A 16895-nucleotide genomic window follows, 5' to 3' on the forward strand; every position below is an offset into this window, starting at 1 on the left:
TCGAAAAATTAAAATGGATATCCTATTCCAATATTAAAGATTAAATTCTCTCTTCTCCAGGCTTTGTCTCCAAAGGCTATATTATCAAATACCCAACGTTGTCCTGCTGGCAGATAAGGTTTCCGAACAGGGAAAGCTACGTCTAAGCGAACCACAAAAATGGTTGCATCTACCCGTAAGCCAGCTCCGGTACCCACCGCCAATTCATTTAAAGCATTCTTAAGTTTAAATTCGGAACCTGGGCGGCCAGTATCATCAGTGCCTGGAACCCCTACATCTTCTTTTCTTAACCAAATGTTTCCAGCATCTACAAATAGTGCACCATATAAAACGCTAACCAATTTAAATCTTAATTCTGAATTTAGCATCATTTTGATGTCTCCACCCTGATCTGCAAAGGTAGCATCTTCACCCACTTTGTATGTCCCAGGTCCTAATGTCCTGGCTGGAAAAGCCCTGATATCATTACTTCCTCCAGCAAAAAATTGCCTCACAAAGGGTAGGGAAGTACTGTTTCCATAGGCATAACCATAGCCAAAATTTAAACGATTTGCCCAGGTTACATTTCTGGTAACCTTATAGTAATCTCTTAAATCTGCTTCCAATCTAACAAATTGCGATAACGGCACATTGAAGATTGCACGCCTGCCTTCATCATCTTTCGGCACAAAAGCTCCCCATAAATTTCCGCCAGTTTCTATGCTTCCAAAGAAGAAAGTATTATTTCTGCGGTTAGTCTCCATTTGATTGGTGTAAGTAAAATTATAATTACTACCAATGATGAATTGATTTTCAAGGGTTGATCTAAGGAGTGGGTTTGCATCATATAAACTATCTCTCACATCAGTGCTCGGAAAGCCCGTAGAAATATAACTCACCGAAATAGGATTAAAATTATGTTCCTTATATTGGTTTTCTTTAAAGTTATAACCAAATTCACCTTTAAAAGCATTCAAGGTATATTCACCGCCTCTGTTCAGCATTTGATAGGAAACCGAAGCAATGGTTTTAGGAATGAAAGCGGTGGTACTGTTTGGCTTATAAAATGGAATGATGAATCTTGGGAAGGTTAACTTCGCCTCGGTAGTAAGCGACACGGAGTTTTTACCTAATGATGTTCCTCTTGTTTGTGTTTCAAAGCCCCCGGCTACGCTTAAATCCAATTGCTCGGCACCTCTAAAAAGGTTTCTGGTGGTTTGCGTTACCCTAACTTCAGAACCCACAAAGTTGTTTGATTTACTCGTTCCGGTTACACCAAAAGTTAACGAGTTCTTTTTTAGTGGTGTTAAATAGATATTCAGATCAAGCTCATTGTTCTTAAAACTATCAACTGGAAGAAATTCTGCCCGCACATCCTGAAAAGCACCCACGTTCACCATTCTGTTTAAAGATTGGTTGTGATCCCTACGGTTATATGGTTCTCCTTTTTGGAAAAATACTAAACGATCGAACAGCCTCGGTTTAAAGGTTTTTCTGTCATCGTAAATATTAAAATCTTTATATTCTAACGGTTTTAAACGCCTTAGAACAGTGTCTCTCCTTAAGGAGTAACTCGGGTAAATATTAATGTTTTTGATCGTATATGGTTTCAAGCCTGCATCAGGAGCAATGTCCTTCACCTTAACTGATATATTTACTAGGTTTTTGCCAATGGTGCTATCTACCTGCATAATCAGGTAATCCGGGCTGAAATAAAAGAAACCATTTTCTTTTAAATCGTTGTCAATTCGAATCCGTTCGTTTTTGTATACATCTAAATCATAATAGTCGCCTACTTTTAACAGGGTTTTGCCTTTATTATTATTAATAATTTTGGTCAATGTGCCCGTATCTGGCGGGAACGTTATGCTATTGATTTTATATCGTTCACCAGTTATTGCTGTATAAATGGCTTTTCCTTTTCTCTCTTTTACTACGGTATCGCCTGTAACCGTAGCCTGAAGATACCCTTCACTCAAAAGATAACTGGTTAATACATCGTTATTATACTTTAGCTTTACTTCACTCAACAGCACAGGTGCTTCACCTTTTTTTCTGATCCAGTTTCTTAAACCTCCCTTAGCTTTTTTCGGTTCACCGGCAAAATTATAGATGGCTAATTTCAATTTATTATTAGGCTTTGGCCGGGTTTTACTTTTTAGATCTGCCTTTACCTGCTTTTCATCATCAATTTTTCCAGAAGAATCCGGATTAATATTTACATCAGCGCCAGTATATAAAATCTGACCTGGTTTTAAAGATTTGGTACTGCTACAGCCCGCGTAAACTAAACAGGCCAATAAAAATAGGATAGGTCTAGTTAGTTTTCTCATTTTGTGCTTTCTGTTCAATGTTTCTTGTTCTTCTGTTTCTTTTCTTCTGGAATATCTCTCTGAATTTATTGTAATCTACAACAAGGGTAAATCCTAAACCTGTCTCAATAATCTGGCCCTGAACAATTACGTCGTTTTGATTTCTTCTGTATGCCCGTAACCTATATCTTCCATCTGCTGATAATGCGTATTCTACATTTACGTTTCCTGCAATATCCGTAGATTTTTCTCCAGGTGCCTGTGGACCTTCTAAAGCAAATGAGCTTCCAACGGTAACTGTTAACCGATCATTTAGTAATTTTTTAGATAATCCAATTTCAAGATCGGTTTTTTGCTGCATCGAACCTGTTGAATAATCTTCTGAAGAATTTACGCCAAAGTTAAGATCTACACCTTGAATTAAATCAGAAGTCAGGTTATTTAACTGTTCAGTTAAAAGCTTGCTTACGCTGGAACGGGCAAGTGTTGAAACCCCTCCGCCGCCGCCAGCTAAACTTTCGAAAGGATTATTGGCTATAAATCTATTCAGCGCAAGTAAAGCGAACACTTGCTTGTTCAATTCACTTTCATTTCTATTTACATTAATTAACTTAGTGTAAACTTGTCCGCCTAAAGCATTACGTTCATTCTCAGGTAAATCCAGTCTGAAAGATATAATTGGTTTTAATAATTCACCTTTCATCATTAAATAAACCTGAAATGGTAATTTCGTTCTTGCCTCGTATAAATCAGGCTGATTAAGTAGGTCGATTGGTGCAGCGTTTACTTCATATAGGGCCGTTAAGTTTACATTAGCAGAGGTAGGCTCGCCCGTCCAAACAATAGTGCTTCCTTTTACCAGTTTGAATGCTTTTTTACCTAACGGACCAACAGATAAGTTATAAGAACCATCTATCACTTCATATCGGCCAGTCATGCTTATTTTTCCACTTGGATCCATTGTGGCATTTAGGTTTGCATCACCTTTTATATTCAATGCATCGCCATTAGATGGATCTACCACCACATTAAGTTCTGCTTCTGGATCAATGCTAATCGCCGCGACAAGGTTGATTCCTTTTACCGGAGATTTACTAATACTATCTATCTTTAGCGCTTTCTGCCCATTAAATGGCGGCGCATCTGCATCAATAAACTGAACTATTCCATCCTGATCAATTATAGATGGATCGCTGGTAGGTAAGGCAAAGAAAAACCTGGTATCTTTATTTACCTTGATATTCATATTCACATCAGGCTGATTTAAATCTCCCCTAACTTTAATGTCAGTAGTGAGGAAAACCTTACCATAAATCATATCGTTATCTGCGGCAGTAGAGTTAATCACCCGGAAGTTATTCATTTTGATATCCAAACCAAAGCGATAATCCCGGTAATCAGTTGTCAATACCTTTCCATTAATGGTTGCTTTCTGGTTAAGTGAATCAATTAACGTAAAGTTATTAAATGAAATTCCCTCATTGGTGAAGGAAATCTTTTCGTTCGGCATCCTGAAATAGGAATTCACGTAGGCCACATTAATGCCGGCATTGTTGAAAGTTAAATCACCCAGGATTTTAGGAGCGGTTAGTGCCCCCTTAACCGTAAGCGCGCCAGTAAGCGTTCCGGTTCCATTTTTTAATTGCCCTGCAGATAAGCTTTCAATATTTTTCATCTCAATCTTATCAATATTTACGGTTAAATCCAGTGCACTTTGTGGCGCTGTATAGTAAAACCCATTTACACGTAAATCATGAACACCAGTTAACGCAACATTAACTTCAAAAGCATTTTGGGTATCATTATTTACGGCTAAACGCAACGTTCCCAACTGGTCTTTTTGGTAACGTAATTGGTCGATCGTTAAATTGGCCTCGAATTTAGCACTAGTCGCCAGGTCTTTCACATTTGCTGTTCCGTTCAAACGTCCGCCAACTAAAGTCGTGTCCGTTTCGGCAAACTTCGTTAAGGTCTCTAACTGGAAATCTTTAAACTCAACAGATAGTGGTGCATTTGGTTGTGTTGGATTGCTGTTAATGGATAGCGACTGACCGTTATTGCTGATCTGGAACTGATTAACCAGGATTCCTGATGAGCCAAACTGAATATAATTGTCTTGTGAAACTACCCATTTTTGATAGTCGAGTAATAGTTTCTGAGGATCTAAGGTGAATTTGTAATCTTTATTAATCGATTGGAAGTTTCCACCAATTACATATTTATCTCTTCGTTGTCTATCGCGAAGGAAAATATTTAAACCTAATAAATTGTTTGCCGCATCACCGCTGATTTCGGTATTGAAAAGTGAAACTGACGGACTTTGAAGTGCTTTAACTGTTAAAGCGTAATCTAACTTATTGTTATCATTATTAATGTTTAAAACGGTAGTATCCACTTTGAAATCGCCGTAAACAATTTGCGGGAAGTTACCTTTAACCTGCAAACTATCTTTTTGGGTATCAATCAATCCATAAAACTGGGATTGTTTAAATACAGTTAATTCAGGAACGAATTGTTTTAATAATTTAGAATCATAAACCTGAACGGCAAAACGCATTCTTTGATCCGGGATTTTCGTTACCTCGCCAAAAGCGTAATATTTGTTAATTTCATTGATGATGGCATTGCTCACTTTCGTTAACTGATACTTACCATCCAGCTTTGCTGATAAAATTTCTGATTTTAATGTTAGCAGATTTTCTGTATCTGTAGATTTAGCAAAAACAGAGATGGTATCTACATTGATTCGTTGTGCATCCTTTGCAACCTGAAGTCCTGTAATGTCAATATTTCCATTTAAATAATCTGCATCTGCTGTGGCCAGATCAACCTTTACAACACCCGCAGCACTTAAAACTGTCGGACTGAAATTTAATGCCTGAAGGTTAATTTGCTTTAAATTTAGATCTGCTCGTATAGCAGGGTATTTTCCGGCAAGGTTAACATTGGCATCCAAAGCAAAGTTTGCATTGCTATCTGGCATACTACTTTTAATGGCCACTTTCTGATTGGCATACGTACCGGCAAGTTTCAAATTGCGATAAGTATATTTATTATAAAAGGCACTTAATACCCGTGCATTGAACTTTGCGTTAATCTTTTTTGGATCCAGACCAGTACCAGCAACATCTGCTTTAACTGACACACGACCTAATTTAGGCTGCATTTTCAACAATCTACCCACGTTGAAATTATTCAGGCTAATATCTGCCTGATAACTTTCACGGCCTTTTGGTCCTTTCATACCAGCCACCACAACAGCCCCACCCATATCGGTTTGAATATTCATGTTGGTATTAAAATCTGTCATTGATCCGGTGAACTTACCTCTTGCGTTTATTACATTCGGCAGTTCGATAGATGGTGGAAGAGATTTTTTCGGAACAACAACTAAAATATCTCCCTTGGTGATATAGAGTTTTTTAATGTTCAGATCGAGATAGGTCTTATTTACATCTGGTAAACCTTTGGCCGTACCGCTAATGTCTATTTGCGTATTCTTTAACCCGGTAATTTGTAAGCGTGGAATTTTAAGGTCGTTCAAATAACCATTCACTTCAGTGTTGATTTTAATCTTTTCATTCCTGTAACTGGCAGGAATGGCATCACTAAAATAGCCTGCATCTTTAAGTCCTATAGTGGTGTTTTTTAAACTTAAAGCCATTTTAACCCGCTCCGGATGTTTAGTTAAGTCCTCCATTGAGGTGAAATTTAACTCGGTAGCGTTTTCAATATCAGTATTTGGTGTTTTTAAAACGAAATTACTCAGCTTAATCTGTTTATCGTTATAAATAGCATTACCCTTCAACTCAGTTAGTGCAAAGCCACTTTTCTCTTTTAACGATCCATTTTTTACATTGGCTTTAATTCCATCTGCACTATAACTTACATCTCCTGCGCCAAAAGTAAGTCCGCTAATTTTAAGGTGGTTGAAATCCATTCCTTTCGGAGCAGCCTTGGCACCCAGATTATCAAATTGTACATTATTATCAGCAAGGCTAATGTTTTTAATGATCAATCCTAATGAAGATTTTTCAGGAACAACGGTATCTTTAACTGTCTTCAAATCATTGCTTGCTGCTGGTTTGAAAGCGAAAAGGATATTGGATTTATTCAGTTTAGCATCTTCAACAGCATATTTACTGTTTGTTAAATCAACCTTTAAATTTACTAAGCCCAGTTCATTTATGTTGGCTATCGCTTTGGTAGTAGAGATCTGGTCATCGTAATTCACTTTCACATTATTAAAAGCGAAATTTTCTACCTCTACTAGAGGAAGCTTTCCTGTTTCTTTTTCTGTACTATCTACACTGTTGGTAAGGTGTTGCACCAGTTGCGTTAGCGGTTTCTGTTGCAGATAGCTTAAAGATGTATTATCTAAATTAAGGTTGCTGATTACATAATGCTGATTAGCCAAATCGAACGTTTTCAATTTGGTTTTAAGTGCGCCGAGATAAAGTTTTACATCATTACCAGCAACATCATCACGATAGGTAATGCCTATATCTTCGAAAGAAACTTTATCTACAGAGAATTTAAGCGTTGAGGTAGTATCCTTGTCAACTTTTTCTTCAGGTTTTTTTTGATCACTCATGAAAGCATCCACCAGGAAAGAAAAGTTAAAAGTGGTATCCGGATCAATCCGTTTTACATTTGCGCGGATATTTTTTAACTCGATGTTATTAATCTCAACAGTGTTTTTTAACAGTTTAAAAAGACTAATATCTACCGCCAATTTCTCTGCATAAAGAAGTGTATCTCCTTTTCTGTCTTCGATATAAAATTTGTTTAATACTACATCTTTCGGTAATGCAATCTTGATGCTTTCTAAACTAACCTCAGTCTTGGTTTTAGTTTTGAGATAATTAATTGCTTTTCCTTTAACAAAGTTTTGTACTGCAGGAATGTTGAGTGAGAGTGCAATACCTACAATCAGGATAATTATCGTAGCGATTACCCAAAGTAAAACTTTTAAACTTTTACGTACGTATTTATTCAAAGCGGATGGTGTTTGGTGATTTTATAATACTATAAACACGCTATCAAAATTAATTTTAATAGCGTGTTTACAAATAATACAAAAAATAACCTAAATTGTTCGCCCGCCACAAAAATTTAACATAGGCGGTTTCGTAAAATATTAAAAATGAAATTATTAAATCTGAATATAAGTTTTGAACAATACAGTGGTATCAGTGAATTGCCAGAAAACGACAAGGAACTATGTGAAAATGCGGAGCGGGCTTTAGCCACATCTTACTCTCCGTATTCCAAGTTCAGGGTGGGTACGGCTATTCGCCTGTCATCCGGAGAAATTATTTTAGGAAGTAACCAGGAGAACCTTGCTTATCCATCCGGATTGTGTGCAGAACGGGTGGCGTTGTTTGCAATTGGTTCTAATCAGCCTGATGCAATTATCGAAAGTATGGCCATTACCGCTCAAACGGATAATTTTGAAATTACTAAACCTGTTACTTCTTGTGGAGGTTGCTTACAGGTAATGGCAGAGTTCGAACGGAAGCAAACAATGCCAATTGCGGTAATTTTTTATTGTCTGAATGGCGAGATTTTAAAGGTGCCGAGTGTAAAGAGTTTGTTGCCATTTTCTTTTGTGGAAGATCGGTTAGAAAGATAAGATTTCGCTTGCTTATATTTGGTCTTTCTCCATATATGAAACGATTTTCTATCCTCTGTTTTCTGCTTGTCATTTCAGTTGTTGCACAAGCTCAAAAAGCTTTAAAACCAAAGGCTACCTATCAGATTACTTATAGCCGATCTGCTGACGGGAAACCAAAAGAAGATCGAAACCCAACAATAATTATAGTTAACGAGCAGCAGAATTTAATTACTTCGCAAAACATCCAGCGCAACGGATCGAATTATCCTTATGAGCAGAGTGTTGTTGCCAAACCAGAAAATATCTTATTTCAGATGGCTAGCTTGACTAAGCAAAGCCAGATTGCATTTGCAGATAGTTCTGCTATAGCAAAGCAGGCTTTTGAGTTTAGCAATGAAACTAAAGTGATTCTTGGCTATAACTGCAAGAAAGCAAAAACGGTGGTTAACTCGAATACCATCGAATTGTGGTATACTACCGATGCTGGTATTAAAGCAGCACCAACGGCTTTGGGGCAAAGTCTTGGGCTGGTTTTAGAACAGGTTCGTAACGGAAACAGTTATGTTACGGCTACTAAGATTGAAGAGGTCAAGAGTTATAAATTTATTGATGTAGCACATTTAAAGTTAACCGATGGTTTATCTTATAAAGACCTGTTATGGAAAAGCAGGTTTACTACGTTGAACGTTTTTAATCATGAAACGATCAATTTTATAGACAAACCACAATCAAACGATTCCATTTTCAGGTTTGCAGGTGGAACCGTGATTGCCAGGAAAGTAAAGTTCCCAGAACTGCAATCCAGGCCGAATGTTTTTGTTGATTTAACCGAGCAATCTAATGGCGATGCTTATGATCGGACAGGTTCTGTATTTATCATCCCCACTGATAAATCGCTCAGTTTAATGGACGCGTTGAAGAGTTCGGTGAAAGCTTTGCCTGTTTATAATAATGGAAATGGCAAAACCTACCAGGGGGTTATTGCAACCGCGAATTACGATCCGGTTATTGAGTTGATGCGTTTTTTTACGCCTTTTGGTGTTGGGAAATATAATAACCTCAAGCTGAAAGATAAAAATTGGGCAGAAAAAGTTTACTACAGGCAAGATGTATCAGAACTTTTTCCATTAATGAATGGCAAAGAAGTTTGGGTAGCTGTTTTTATTGGTAACTATGATAAAGGTGGCCATCGCGTATCAATGAATATTACTTTACATAAAGACAGGCAGGAGAAAGTTGAGAAAGAGGTTTTGCTGCCTTTATTTAATTCTACCAATGTAATGGAAATGGCCGGTCAGGAGTATGCTACCATGTTCAGTAGCGAAAAAGGATTGGAAGTTTCTTTTACCATTGCCAAAGATTTGAAAGACGCTAAACTGCGCTACATTACTACCGGCCATGGTGGTTGGGGTGGTGGAGATGAATTTGTACCAAAGAAAAACACCATCATTTTGGATGGCAAAGAAACGTTTGCTTTTGTGCCCTGGCGAATGGACTGTGGTTCTTACCGCTTATCTAATCCGGCATCCGGAAATTTTGAAACCGGGTTGTCTTCGTCAGATTTGAGCCGTTCGAACTGGTGCCCGGGAACCGTAACAAATCCGAACATCATTCCTTTAGGTGATTTGAAGGCAGGAACACATACGATCAAGGTCGCGATTCCAATGGGGCTTCCGGAAGGTTCGTATGCCAGTGCCTGGAATGTATCAGGTTTATTGATGGGAACGGAATAGTTTTGCGTGAGCAAATGAAATGTTCAGCGCTTGTCTTTAAGTATTAGCGCTCATATCAGGTTGCTGTCTTTCAGCGTTTTAGCTTTTTTCGAATTTACCTTTAACTATCGGCTTTGGGAAGGTTTTTTCTGGCCATCTGCACCAACTTGCCATTTAAACCTGATTGCAGCGATATCTTTTTGTAGAGTATAAATTATTATTCTTCAAAAGAGGTGCAAAACAGATTTAGCGTAAAGCAGGAAGAACATTAAAAAAAGCTAGAAATATTGCTTTCCAAATTAAAATGAGCAGCTTTTCTAACATCGAAATGTGCATAACCTCTATTCACTCGGTCACATCATTTTTCCTATATTTACGGCTGCCAATTTTTGTAAGTAAATGAGTGAAGAATTAGACCAAAACGTAAACGAAGAACACAAACATACCATAACCCCAATTAACGGTTTATACGAAAACTGGTTTCTGGATTATGCGTCTTACGTAATTCTGGATCGTGCCGTGCCGCACATTCATGATGGTTTAAAGCCCGTTCAACGCCGCATTATGCATTCATTAAAGGAAATGGATGATGGGCGTTTCAATAAAGCCGCTAACGTAATCGGAAATACAATGAAATATCACCCACATGGTGATGCCTCCATTGGCGATGCGATGGTGCAGATTGGTCAGAAAGATTTGCTGATAGACATGCAGGGGAACTGGGGCGATCCCATAACTGGCGATAGTGCAGCTGCTCCCCGTTACATCGAGGCACGTTTATCGAAGTTTGCTAACGAAGTGGTTTTTAATCCGGATACCACCGAGTGGCAGTTAAGTTACGATGGGCGGAATAACGAACCGATTACTTTACCGGTTAAATTCCCTTTGTTATTGGCACAAGGGGCAGAAGGTATTGCGGTAGGTTTGGCCACGAAAGTGATGCCGCATAATTTCAATGAACTGCTGGATGCATCCATTGAGGTGCTTAAAGATATCCGGCCAAATATAGTTCCCGATTTTTTTACCGGGGGCATGGCCGATTTTTCGAATTACAATGAAGGTCAGCGTGGTGGCAAAATCAGGGTTAGGGCAAAAATTACAGAGAAGGATAAGAAAACGCTTGTGATTACGGAAGTGCCTTATAGCACCACCACCAGCTCGGTGATTGATAGTATTCTGGCCGCTAACGATAAGGGCAAAATCAAAATCAAAAAGATTGAGGATAGTACAGCTGCTCATGTAGAGATTATTGTTCATTTGGCACCTGGTATCTCGCCTGATGTAACTATTGATGCCTTATATGCTTTCACCGCCTGCGAAGTTTCGATTTCACCAAATACTTGTATCATTCAGGATGATAAGCCACATTTTTTAAGTGTGAACGACATTCTGATTGAAAATACAAAGCATACCAAAAGATTATTAAAACGGGAATTAGAGATTCGATTGCATGAACTGCAGGAGAAAATTTTCTTTAGTTCGCTGCTTAAGATATTTATTCAGGAGGGCATGTATAAAAACCCTGAATATGAAAATTCGAGTAATTTCGATACCGTTGTTGAGGTTTTACACTTGTTGTTTGATCCTTTCAAACCTTCCCTTTATCGCGAAATTTTACCGGAGGATTTCAAAAAACTCATCGATAAGCCAATGAGTAGCATCACCCGTTTTGATGTGAAAAAGGCAGATGAGCAGATGAAAAATCTGGAAGATGAAATTAAGGTGGTTAAAAATCATTTGAGACACCTTACTGATTATACCATTGCCTGGTTTCAACGGTTGAAAGACAAGTACGGAAAAGGAAGGGAACGGAGAACCGAAATCCGCCTTTTTGATCGGGTGGAAGCATCGAAAGTAGCCCTGGCAAACGTGAAGTTATACATGAACCGTGAAGATGGTTTTATTGGTACGGGTTTACGTAAGGATGAATTTATTGCCGATTGTTCAGATATAGATGAGGTGATTGTTTTCCGTGAAGATGGAAAGTGTATGATTACCAAAGTGGCCGATAAAACCTTTGTAGGTAAGGGGATTATTCACGCTCAGGTGTTTAAAAAGAACGATGAGCGCACCATCTACAATATGATTTATAAAGATGGTGGTACCGGAACATCATACATTAAACGTTTTGCCGTTGTTGGCGTAACAAGAGATAAGGAATACGATTTAACCAAAGGAACCAAAGGTTCTAAAGTTTTATATTTCACGGCTAACCCTAACGGTGAAGCTGAAATTATTAATGTTGCACTAAAACCGCATTCAAAATTGCGTAAACTGCAATTCGATCAGGATTTTGCAGAGGTGGCAATCAAAGGTCGCGGTTCGCAAGGAAATATTATTTCAAAATTCCCGATCAAGAAGGTTACATTGAAGAGTAAAGGCGTTTCTACTTTATCAGGATTAAAGATCTGGTATGATGATTTATTAAAACGACTAAACGTTGATGGCAGAGGTAAATATCTTGGTGAATTTGATGGCGACGACCGCATTTTACAGGTTCATAAAGATGGCTATTACGAATTAAGTTCTTTTGAATTGAGCAATCACTTTGATGATGGTTTGATTCTGATTGAAAAATTTGATCCGGAGAAAGTTTTTGCAGCTGTTCATTTTGAAGGTAAAGCCCAGAATTATTTCATTAAACGTTTTGTTTTCGAGTTACAATCTGTAGGTAGAAAAACGATTTTCATTAGTGAAGAGCAGAAATCCAAGCTCTTGTTTTTAACTGCACACCCGGCAGCAAAGGTGGTTGTGGATGTATTGAAAGGTAAAACGCAAATTCCGGAGACATTAGATTTAATGCTTTCTGAATTAATTGATGTGAAAGGTTTGAAAGCGAATGGTAATCGATTATCTCCACATGAGGTGAAAAAGGTTGTATTAGAAGAACCTCAACCAGAAGTTGAAGAACTGGATGAAAACGAAGAGGGTGGAGATAATAGCGGTTTAAATGAGGTTATGGAAGTTGAGGTAGCGGAACCAGAAATTGTTGAAGACCTTGTTGAGCCTGACGCAATCGAAGACACTCCTAAGCCAGAAGTTAGCGGGGAGATAGCTGAAACACCAATGGTAGAGCCGCCGAAACCTAAGTTTGAACGCAAGATAGTGCCCGCTGTTGAAGAGATGGTTGTGCCAGAAGAAAAGTTGGTAAGCGAAAAGCCTGCTCCAGAGTCAGTTAAAGCCGTAGAAAAGACAGTTGAAGAACCTGCTGTTGTAGAAGTAGTAACTGAACAACCAATAGTTCCTGAGCAACCAAAACCTGCAACTTTGAAGAAAGAGGATTCCAAAGTGAAAGAGAAGCCAAAAGCAGCGGAAAAGCCCGCAAAGAAGGTAGATTTTGAAATCACCAATCCTAATGATATCGAGATAGATGATAAAGGCCAGCTAGGGTTGTTTTAACATAGGTTATCACTGGGAGGAGGAACAATGAAGAATCTCAATGCTATAGCTATTCCCAGACATCGATCGGTTTGGTGTCTCACGAACCGAAAACGCATAGGTATAAATTAATCTTAACCCAGTCGCTATCCTTGGAACAACAATATGCGATTAATTTGCCCGAGGTAGGTTGGAATGTAAATTCCATATAGAACAAAAACCTATCAATTTAAAACTTATATTTGCCTTACTCAAAGGGGTGCTTTCGAATGGTGCAACACCTGTTGCAATCGGAGGCTGAGATTACACCCAAAAAAGGTAGAAGACAGATGGCCATAAGGTAGATGATTTACCCTCTACTTTTAAGCCTTTAATCTTTCTACCTTAAACGACCTGATTCGGATAATGCCGACGTAGGGAAGAGGTTAAATTTACCATACTGTTTCGCCCTGAAAGCAGTTTCAATTATTTTTTATTAGTCGCAAGGCAAAATTATTTGAAATGAATTTTCAAGAGTGGTTCAGGCTTTTTTACGAACAAATTTTACATACTTCCTTTGTGGAGTGGCTGGCTGTCGGCTTTGGCGTTTCTGAAGTATTGTTAGCCAAAAAGAATAATATCTGGCTTTACCCAACAGGGATCATTTCAATCCTCTTATCCATGTTCCTCTTATTGAATGTGAAGCTTTATGCCGAAATGCTTTTGAGTATTTATTACCTGGTAATGAGTGTTTATGGATGGATTATTTGGAAAAAGCGCAAGATAGATGGCGAAAACCAAGTTTCGTGGAGTACGAATAGTGAGTTGTTAACTGCGATACTTATTTCGGTTGTAGGGTTTTTTGTGCTATTTTTTGTGTTAAAAAACCATACTGATTCTGATGTGCCCTTGCTGGATGCTTTTGTTTCATCAACTGCCTGGGCCGGCATGTGGCTTTTAGCTAAGCGTAAAATTGAAAACTGGATTTTCCTGAACATTTCAAATATCGTGGCCATCCCATTACTATTTCATAAAAAACTGCCGCTTGTGGCCTGTTTAACTACATTTCTATTTATCGTGGCCATCTTTGGCTTTTTAGATTGGAAAAATATTATTGGCAAGCGGAAACTAAGAACAGTCTAAACAGCTTCTGTAGAATAGACAACAATGTTGAGGGGTAAAAAGTCTCCATCGGGAACACATAAAGAGAACATGCAAAATACACTAATACAAACCTGGCAAGAAAAAGTAAGCAAATTTGCGGCACAATCTGAAGAGATGGGTGAGCTGCATCCTGAAATTTTAGAACTTGCTTATCAGGAAAACTGGTTTAAACTTTTTGTGCCTGAAATTTACGGCGGGGCAGGGAAAAAACTCCCTGAAATTTTAAGATTGGAAGAGGAGCTGGCAGAAGCTGATGGGAGCTTAGGGTGGACGGTTACACTTTGTGCCGGTGCCGGATGGTTCGCCGGTTTTTTAAATCCGGAACTGGCAGAAGAAATTTTTGAAGATGAAAAAGCTTGCTTCGCAGGGAGTGGTGCTGTTGGTGGGGTCGCAATAGAAACTGAAAATGGCTATCTAATCACTGGACATTGGAAATATGCCAGTGGTGCGTTACATGCTACTATATTTACTGCCAATTGTATCTTGAAAAATGGAGATGGAACCGATATCCTGGATGAGGAAGGGAATCCTGAAATCATGTCGTTCATTCTAAAAAGAGATGAAGTAACAATTCTTTCTGGCTGGTCTTACTTCGGCCTTATTGCTACAGGGAGCCATGCCTTTGAAGTAGATAATTTGCAGGTTCCAAAAAACAGGGCTTTTAAAATTAACAATGATATAGCGGTTGCAGATGAGGGTTTTGATTATCCGTTTTTGCAATTGGCAGAAACAACACTGGCGGTAAATAGCCTCGGGATGGCGCAACACTTTATCAGGTTAGTGGAAGATTCTTTTTACGCCCGTACAGGCCTTCGCAGATACAACGACAACCAGATTGCTTTCTTTAAGTCTGAATTGGGAAAATGCAAAACAGAAGTTAGTTCACTAAAAGAAGCATTCTATAAGAACTTTGATCAATCCTGGGATCAGTTGATTCAAAAAAGTTCAATAGCCGATGAGCAACTGGATGCCGTAAGTAAAGTGAGCAGGAAACTTGCGCATGCCTGCAGGCGAGCGGCAGACACACTATTCCCTTATTGCGGGTTGGAGGCTGCCAGGAAAGAATCAGAAATAAACCGGGTTTGGCGAGATCTTCATACCGCCAGTCAACATGCCTTGCTAACTTTCGAAAGCTGATACATGTTATGTTGATTTCAGGTTCGTTCTACAATCTGTGATGAAGCTTCTCTAATTTAGGCGGAATCACAAAGGTGCAAAACGGCTTGGTAGTTTTCGCAAATGGTACTTTTTTAGTATCTATTAAATATTTGGGAATAGATTTAGCGAGTGTTTTGATTTAGAGTGATTTGGATTTTATTTTCTTTAACTCTGATTGTAAATTAGTAACCGACATTTTTTCTTGCTTGCCTTTTTCAATAGCTGTTTCCTGTGTTTTAACAGCTTCCTCATAATAACCCATTCGATAGAGAATGTGTGCCAATGTATCATAATATCCTGATAATGGAGCCAGCTCTATTGATCGGCGACTCCAGAGCATTGCTTTTGAAAGGTTGTTGATATTTTTTGTTCCAATTTCGTAAAACTTCCACGCTGCATTGTTTAATTCCATTGCATAGTTGCTGGATGAAGAGGTAACAGAAAAAATAGACTGTGTGGTTACATTTTTTGCCCCAGGAAGTCTCATTAAGCTATCCATTTTCTCTTTAGATACCATCTTTACCTGCTTGTCAGGAAATGGACTTGGCATGGTAGCTTTATGATTTCTTGCTTCAATTTTTTTAATACTATCGGCGCTAACATTCATATAATGATTATCATAGAAATATAGGGCTGATCTCATATAACTGGCCGTGTCTTTTACCGTATAATAGTACCAAAGCATTTGATTGTTATAAGCTTTATCTCCCGCCCTGTAATCTCTGGTCCAGGAAGAACGTGCGAAATTCGCACCCGCCATGGCTCTGGCCGCGTTTTTCTCTTTCGCTGCCGCAATCATGGTGTTAGAAATAATCGCATTATTAACCGCTACTCTTTTTTGCAAAGGCTCATTTTTATAAAAACTATCAACCAGCTTTTTATTGTTGTAAATCAATCTATAAGCCTTGCCATCCGCGTAAGGGCCAGATTCTAAAATATAGCGGATATTGTCATAACTATCAAAATCGCTGATTTTTAAATTGTTAACGTATTTTTCAATTAAATCTGCATTGTTAGTGATCCCAATTTTCTTTCTCGAATCGATCAGTTTTTTGATAAGGCTAATATTGCTTCCATCTGCTTCGATATCTTTTTCCAGTTCTGCTATAGGCTCTTCTTTGTAAGCTGCCAAGGCATTATCCACCATTAATAGGTATTTCTTTTTATCTGTCGAATTGCCAAAATCACTGAAGAAAATTTCCTTACTCTGCCTTAAAAAAATATAGGCCGGAAAACGTTTGATATTGCCTGAACGGATTATAGACCTTATGCTTGTATCCATCATCGTTGTTTCATACACCTTGAAATTTTGTTCAATTTTCTCAATGACATCTTTTTCAGTTAATGCAGATTTGAAAACTTTCGCATTTGCTGTTAGGTCTTTCTGGGATGCTAGCTTAGGCGTATTAACGATCAGCAATACAGGTTTATCGGTTTCTGCAGATTGTGAAAGCGCTGTGCGTAAAGACTTCGATGATTTTAGGTCTTGAGCAAAACCTGAAAGCGAAATGAATAAAGCAATGATGGAAAAGATTGTTTTCATGGTTGATGAGGGTTAAATAAAGATGCAAAAAAAAGCCTGCAATCTGAAGTTGC

8 protein-coding genes are annotated in these 16895 nt (G+C 38.3%); 5 read left to right on the plus strand and 3 right to left on the minus strand.

The window, feature by feature from the left end; genetic code table 11:
• Nucleotides 1–8 precede the first annotated feature (8 nt).
• Nucleotides 9–2312, minus strand: coding sequence for a BamA/TamA family outer membrane protein (locus SOM16_RS18450; protein WP_320465474.1), 2304 nt, complete (start codon nt 2310–2312; stop codon nt 9–11).
• Nucleotides 2296–7290 carry a translocation/assembly module TamB domain-containing protein gene (locus tag SOM16_RS18455; RefSeq protein WP_320465475.1) on the minus strand — a complete coding sequence of 1665 codons (4995 nt, stop codon included), beginning with the start codon at nt 7288–7290 and terminating at the stop codon, nt 2296–2298. The genes SOM16_RS18450 and SOM16_RS18455 overlap by 17 nt, the downstream gene beginning before the upstream one ends.
• Before the next feature lie 147 nt (nt 7291–7437).
• Here SOM16_RS18455 and SOM16_RS18460 point away from each other — a divergent pair, with 147 nt between their 5' ends.
• The 5 genes from SOM16_RS18460 to SOM16_RS18480 all read left to right on the plus strand — a co-directional run bounded on the left by SOM16_RS18460 (nt 7438) and on the right by SOM16_RS18480 (nt 15278).
• Nucleotides 7438–7926, plus strand: coding sequence for a cytidine deaminase (locus SOM16_RS18460; RefSeq protein ID WP_320465476.1), 489 nt, complete (start codon nt 7438–7440; stop codon nt 7924–7926).
• Nucleotides 7927–7961: 35 nt separating this feature from the next.
• On the plus strand, nt 7962–9641 hold the full coding sequence (locus SOM16_RS18465; RefSeq protein WP_320465477.1) for a GLPGLI family protein: 1680 nt from the start codon (nt 7962–7964) through the stop codon (nt 9639–9641).
• 378 nt (nt 9642–10019) lie between these two features.
• Nucleotides 10020–13019 (plus strand): DNA gyrase/topoisomerase IV subunit A, encoded by a 3000-nt coding sequence (locus SOM16_RS18470; protein ID WP_320465478.1) that lies wholly within the window; start codon nt 10020–10022, stop codon nt 13017–13019.
• Nucleotides 13020–13499: 480 nt separating this feature from the next.
• Entirely contained in the window at nt 13500–14120 is a 621-nt protein-coding gene (pnuC, locus tag SOM16_RS18475; protein WP_320465479.1) for a nicotinamide riboside transporter PnuC, read from the plus strand.
• A gap of 69 nt (nt 14121–14189) precedes the next feature.
• Nucleotides 14190–15278: an acyl-CoA dehydrogenase family protein gene (locus SOM16_RS18480; RefSeq protein WP_320465480.1), complete on the plus strand. Its 1089-nt coding sequence runs from the start codon at nt 14190–14192 to the stop codon at nt 15276–15278.
• Between the two features lie 160 nt (nt 15279–15438).
• Here SOM16_RS18480 and SOM16_RS18485 read toward each other — a convergent pair whose 3' ends face one another.
• Nucleotides 15439–16842, minus strand: a complete 1404-nt coding sequence (locus tag SOM16_RS18485; protein WP_320465481.1) for a hypothetical protein — start codon at nt 16840–16842, stop codon at nt 15439–15441.
• Nucleotides 16843–16895: the final 53 nt, after the last annotated feature.

This window comes from Pedobacter sp. CFBP9032, from assembly GCF_034045265.1.
Lineage (GTDB): Bacteria > Bacteroidota > Bacteroidia > Sphingobacteriales > Sphingobacteriaceae > Pedobacter.

Coding starts and splice junctions, on each gene's coding strand:
- SOM16_RS18450 (WP_320465474.1), bottom strand. CDS start 2,312: ATGAGAAAACTAACTAGACCTATCCTATTTTTATTGGCCTGTTTAGTT.
- SOM16_RS18460 (WP_320465476.1), top strand. CDS start 7,438: ATGAAATTATTAAATCTGAATATAAGTTTTGAACAATACAGTGGTATC.
- SOM16_RS18465 (WP_320465477.1), top strand. CDS start 7,962: ATGAAACGATTTTCTATCCTCTGTTTTCTGCTTGTCATTTCAGTTGTT.
- SOM16_RS18470 (WP_320465478.1), top strand. CDS start 10,020: ATGAGTGAAGAATTAGACCAAAACGTAAACGAAGAACACAAACATACC.
- pnuC (WP_320465479.1), top strand. CDS start 13,500: ATGAATTTTCAAGAGTGGTTCAGGCTTTTTTACGAACAAATTTTACAT.
- SOM16_RS18480 (WP_320465480.1), top strand. CDS start 14,190: ATGCAAAATACACTAATACAAACCTGGCAAGAAAAAGTAAGCAAATTT.
- SOM16_RS18485 (WP_320465481.1), bottom strand. CDS start 16,842: ATGAAAACAATCTTTTCCATCATTGCTTTATTCATTTCGCTTTCAGGT.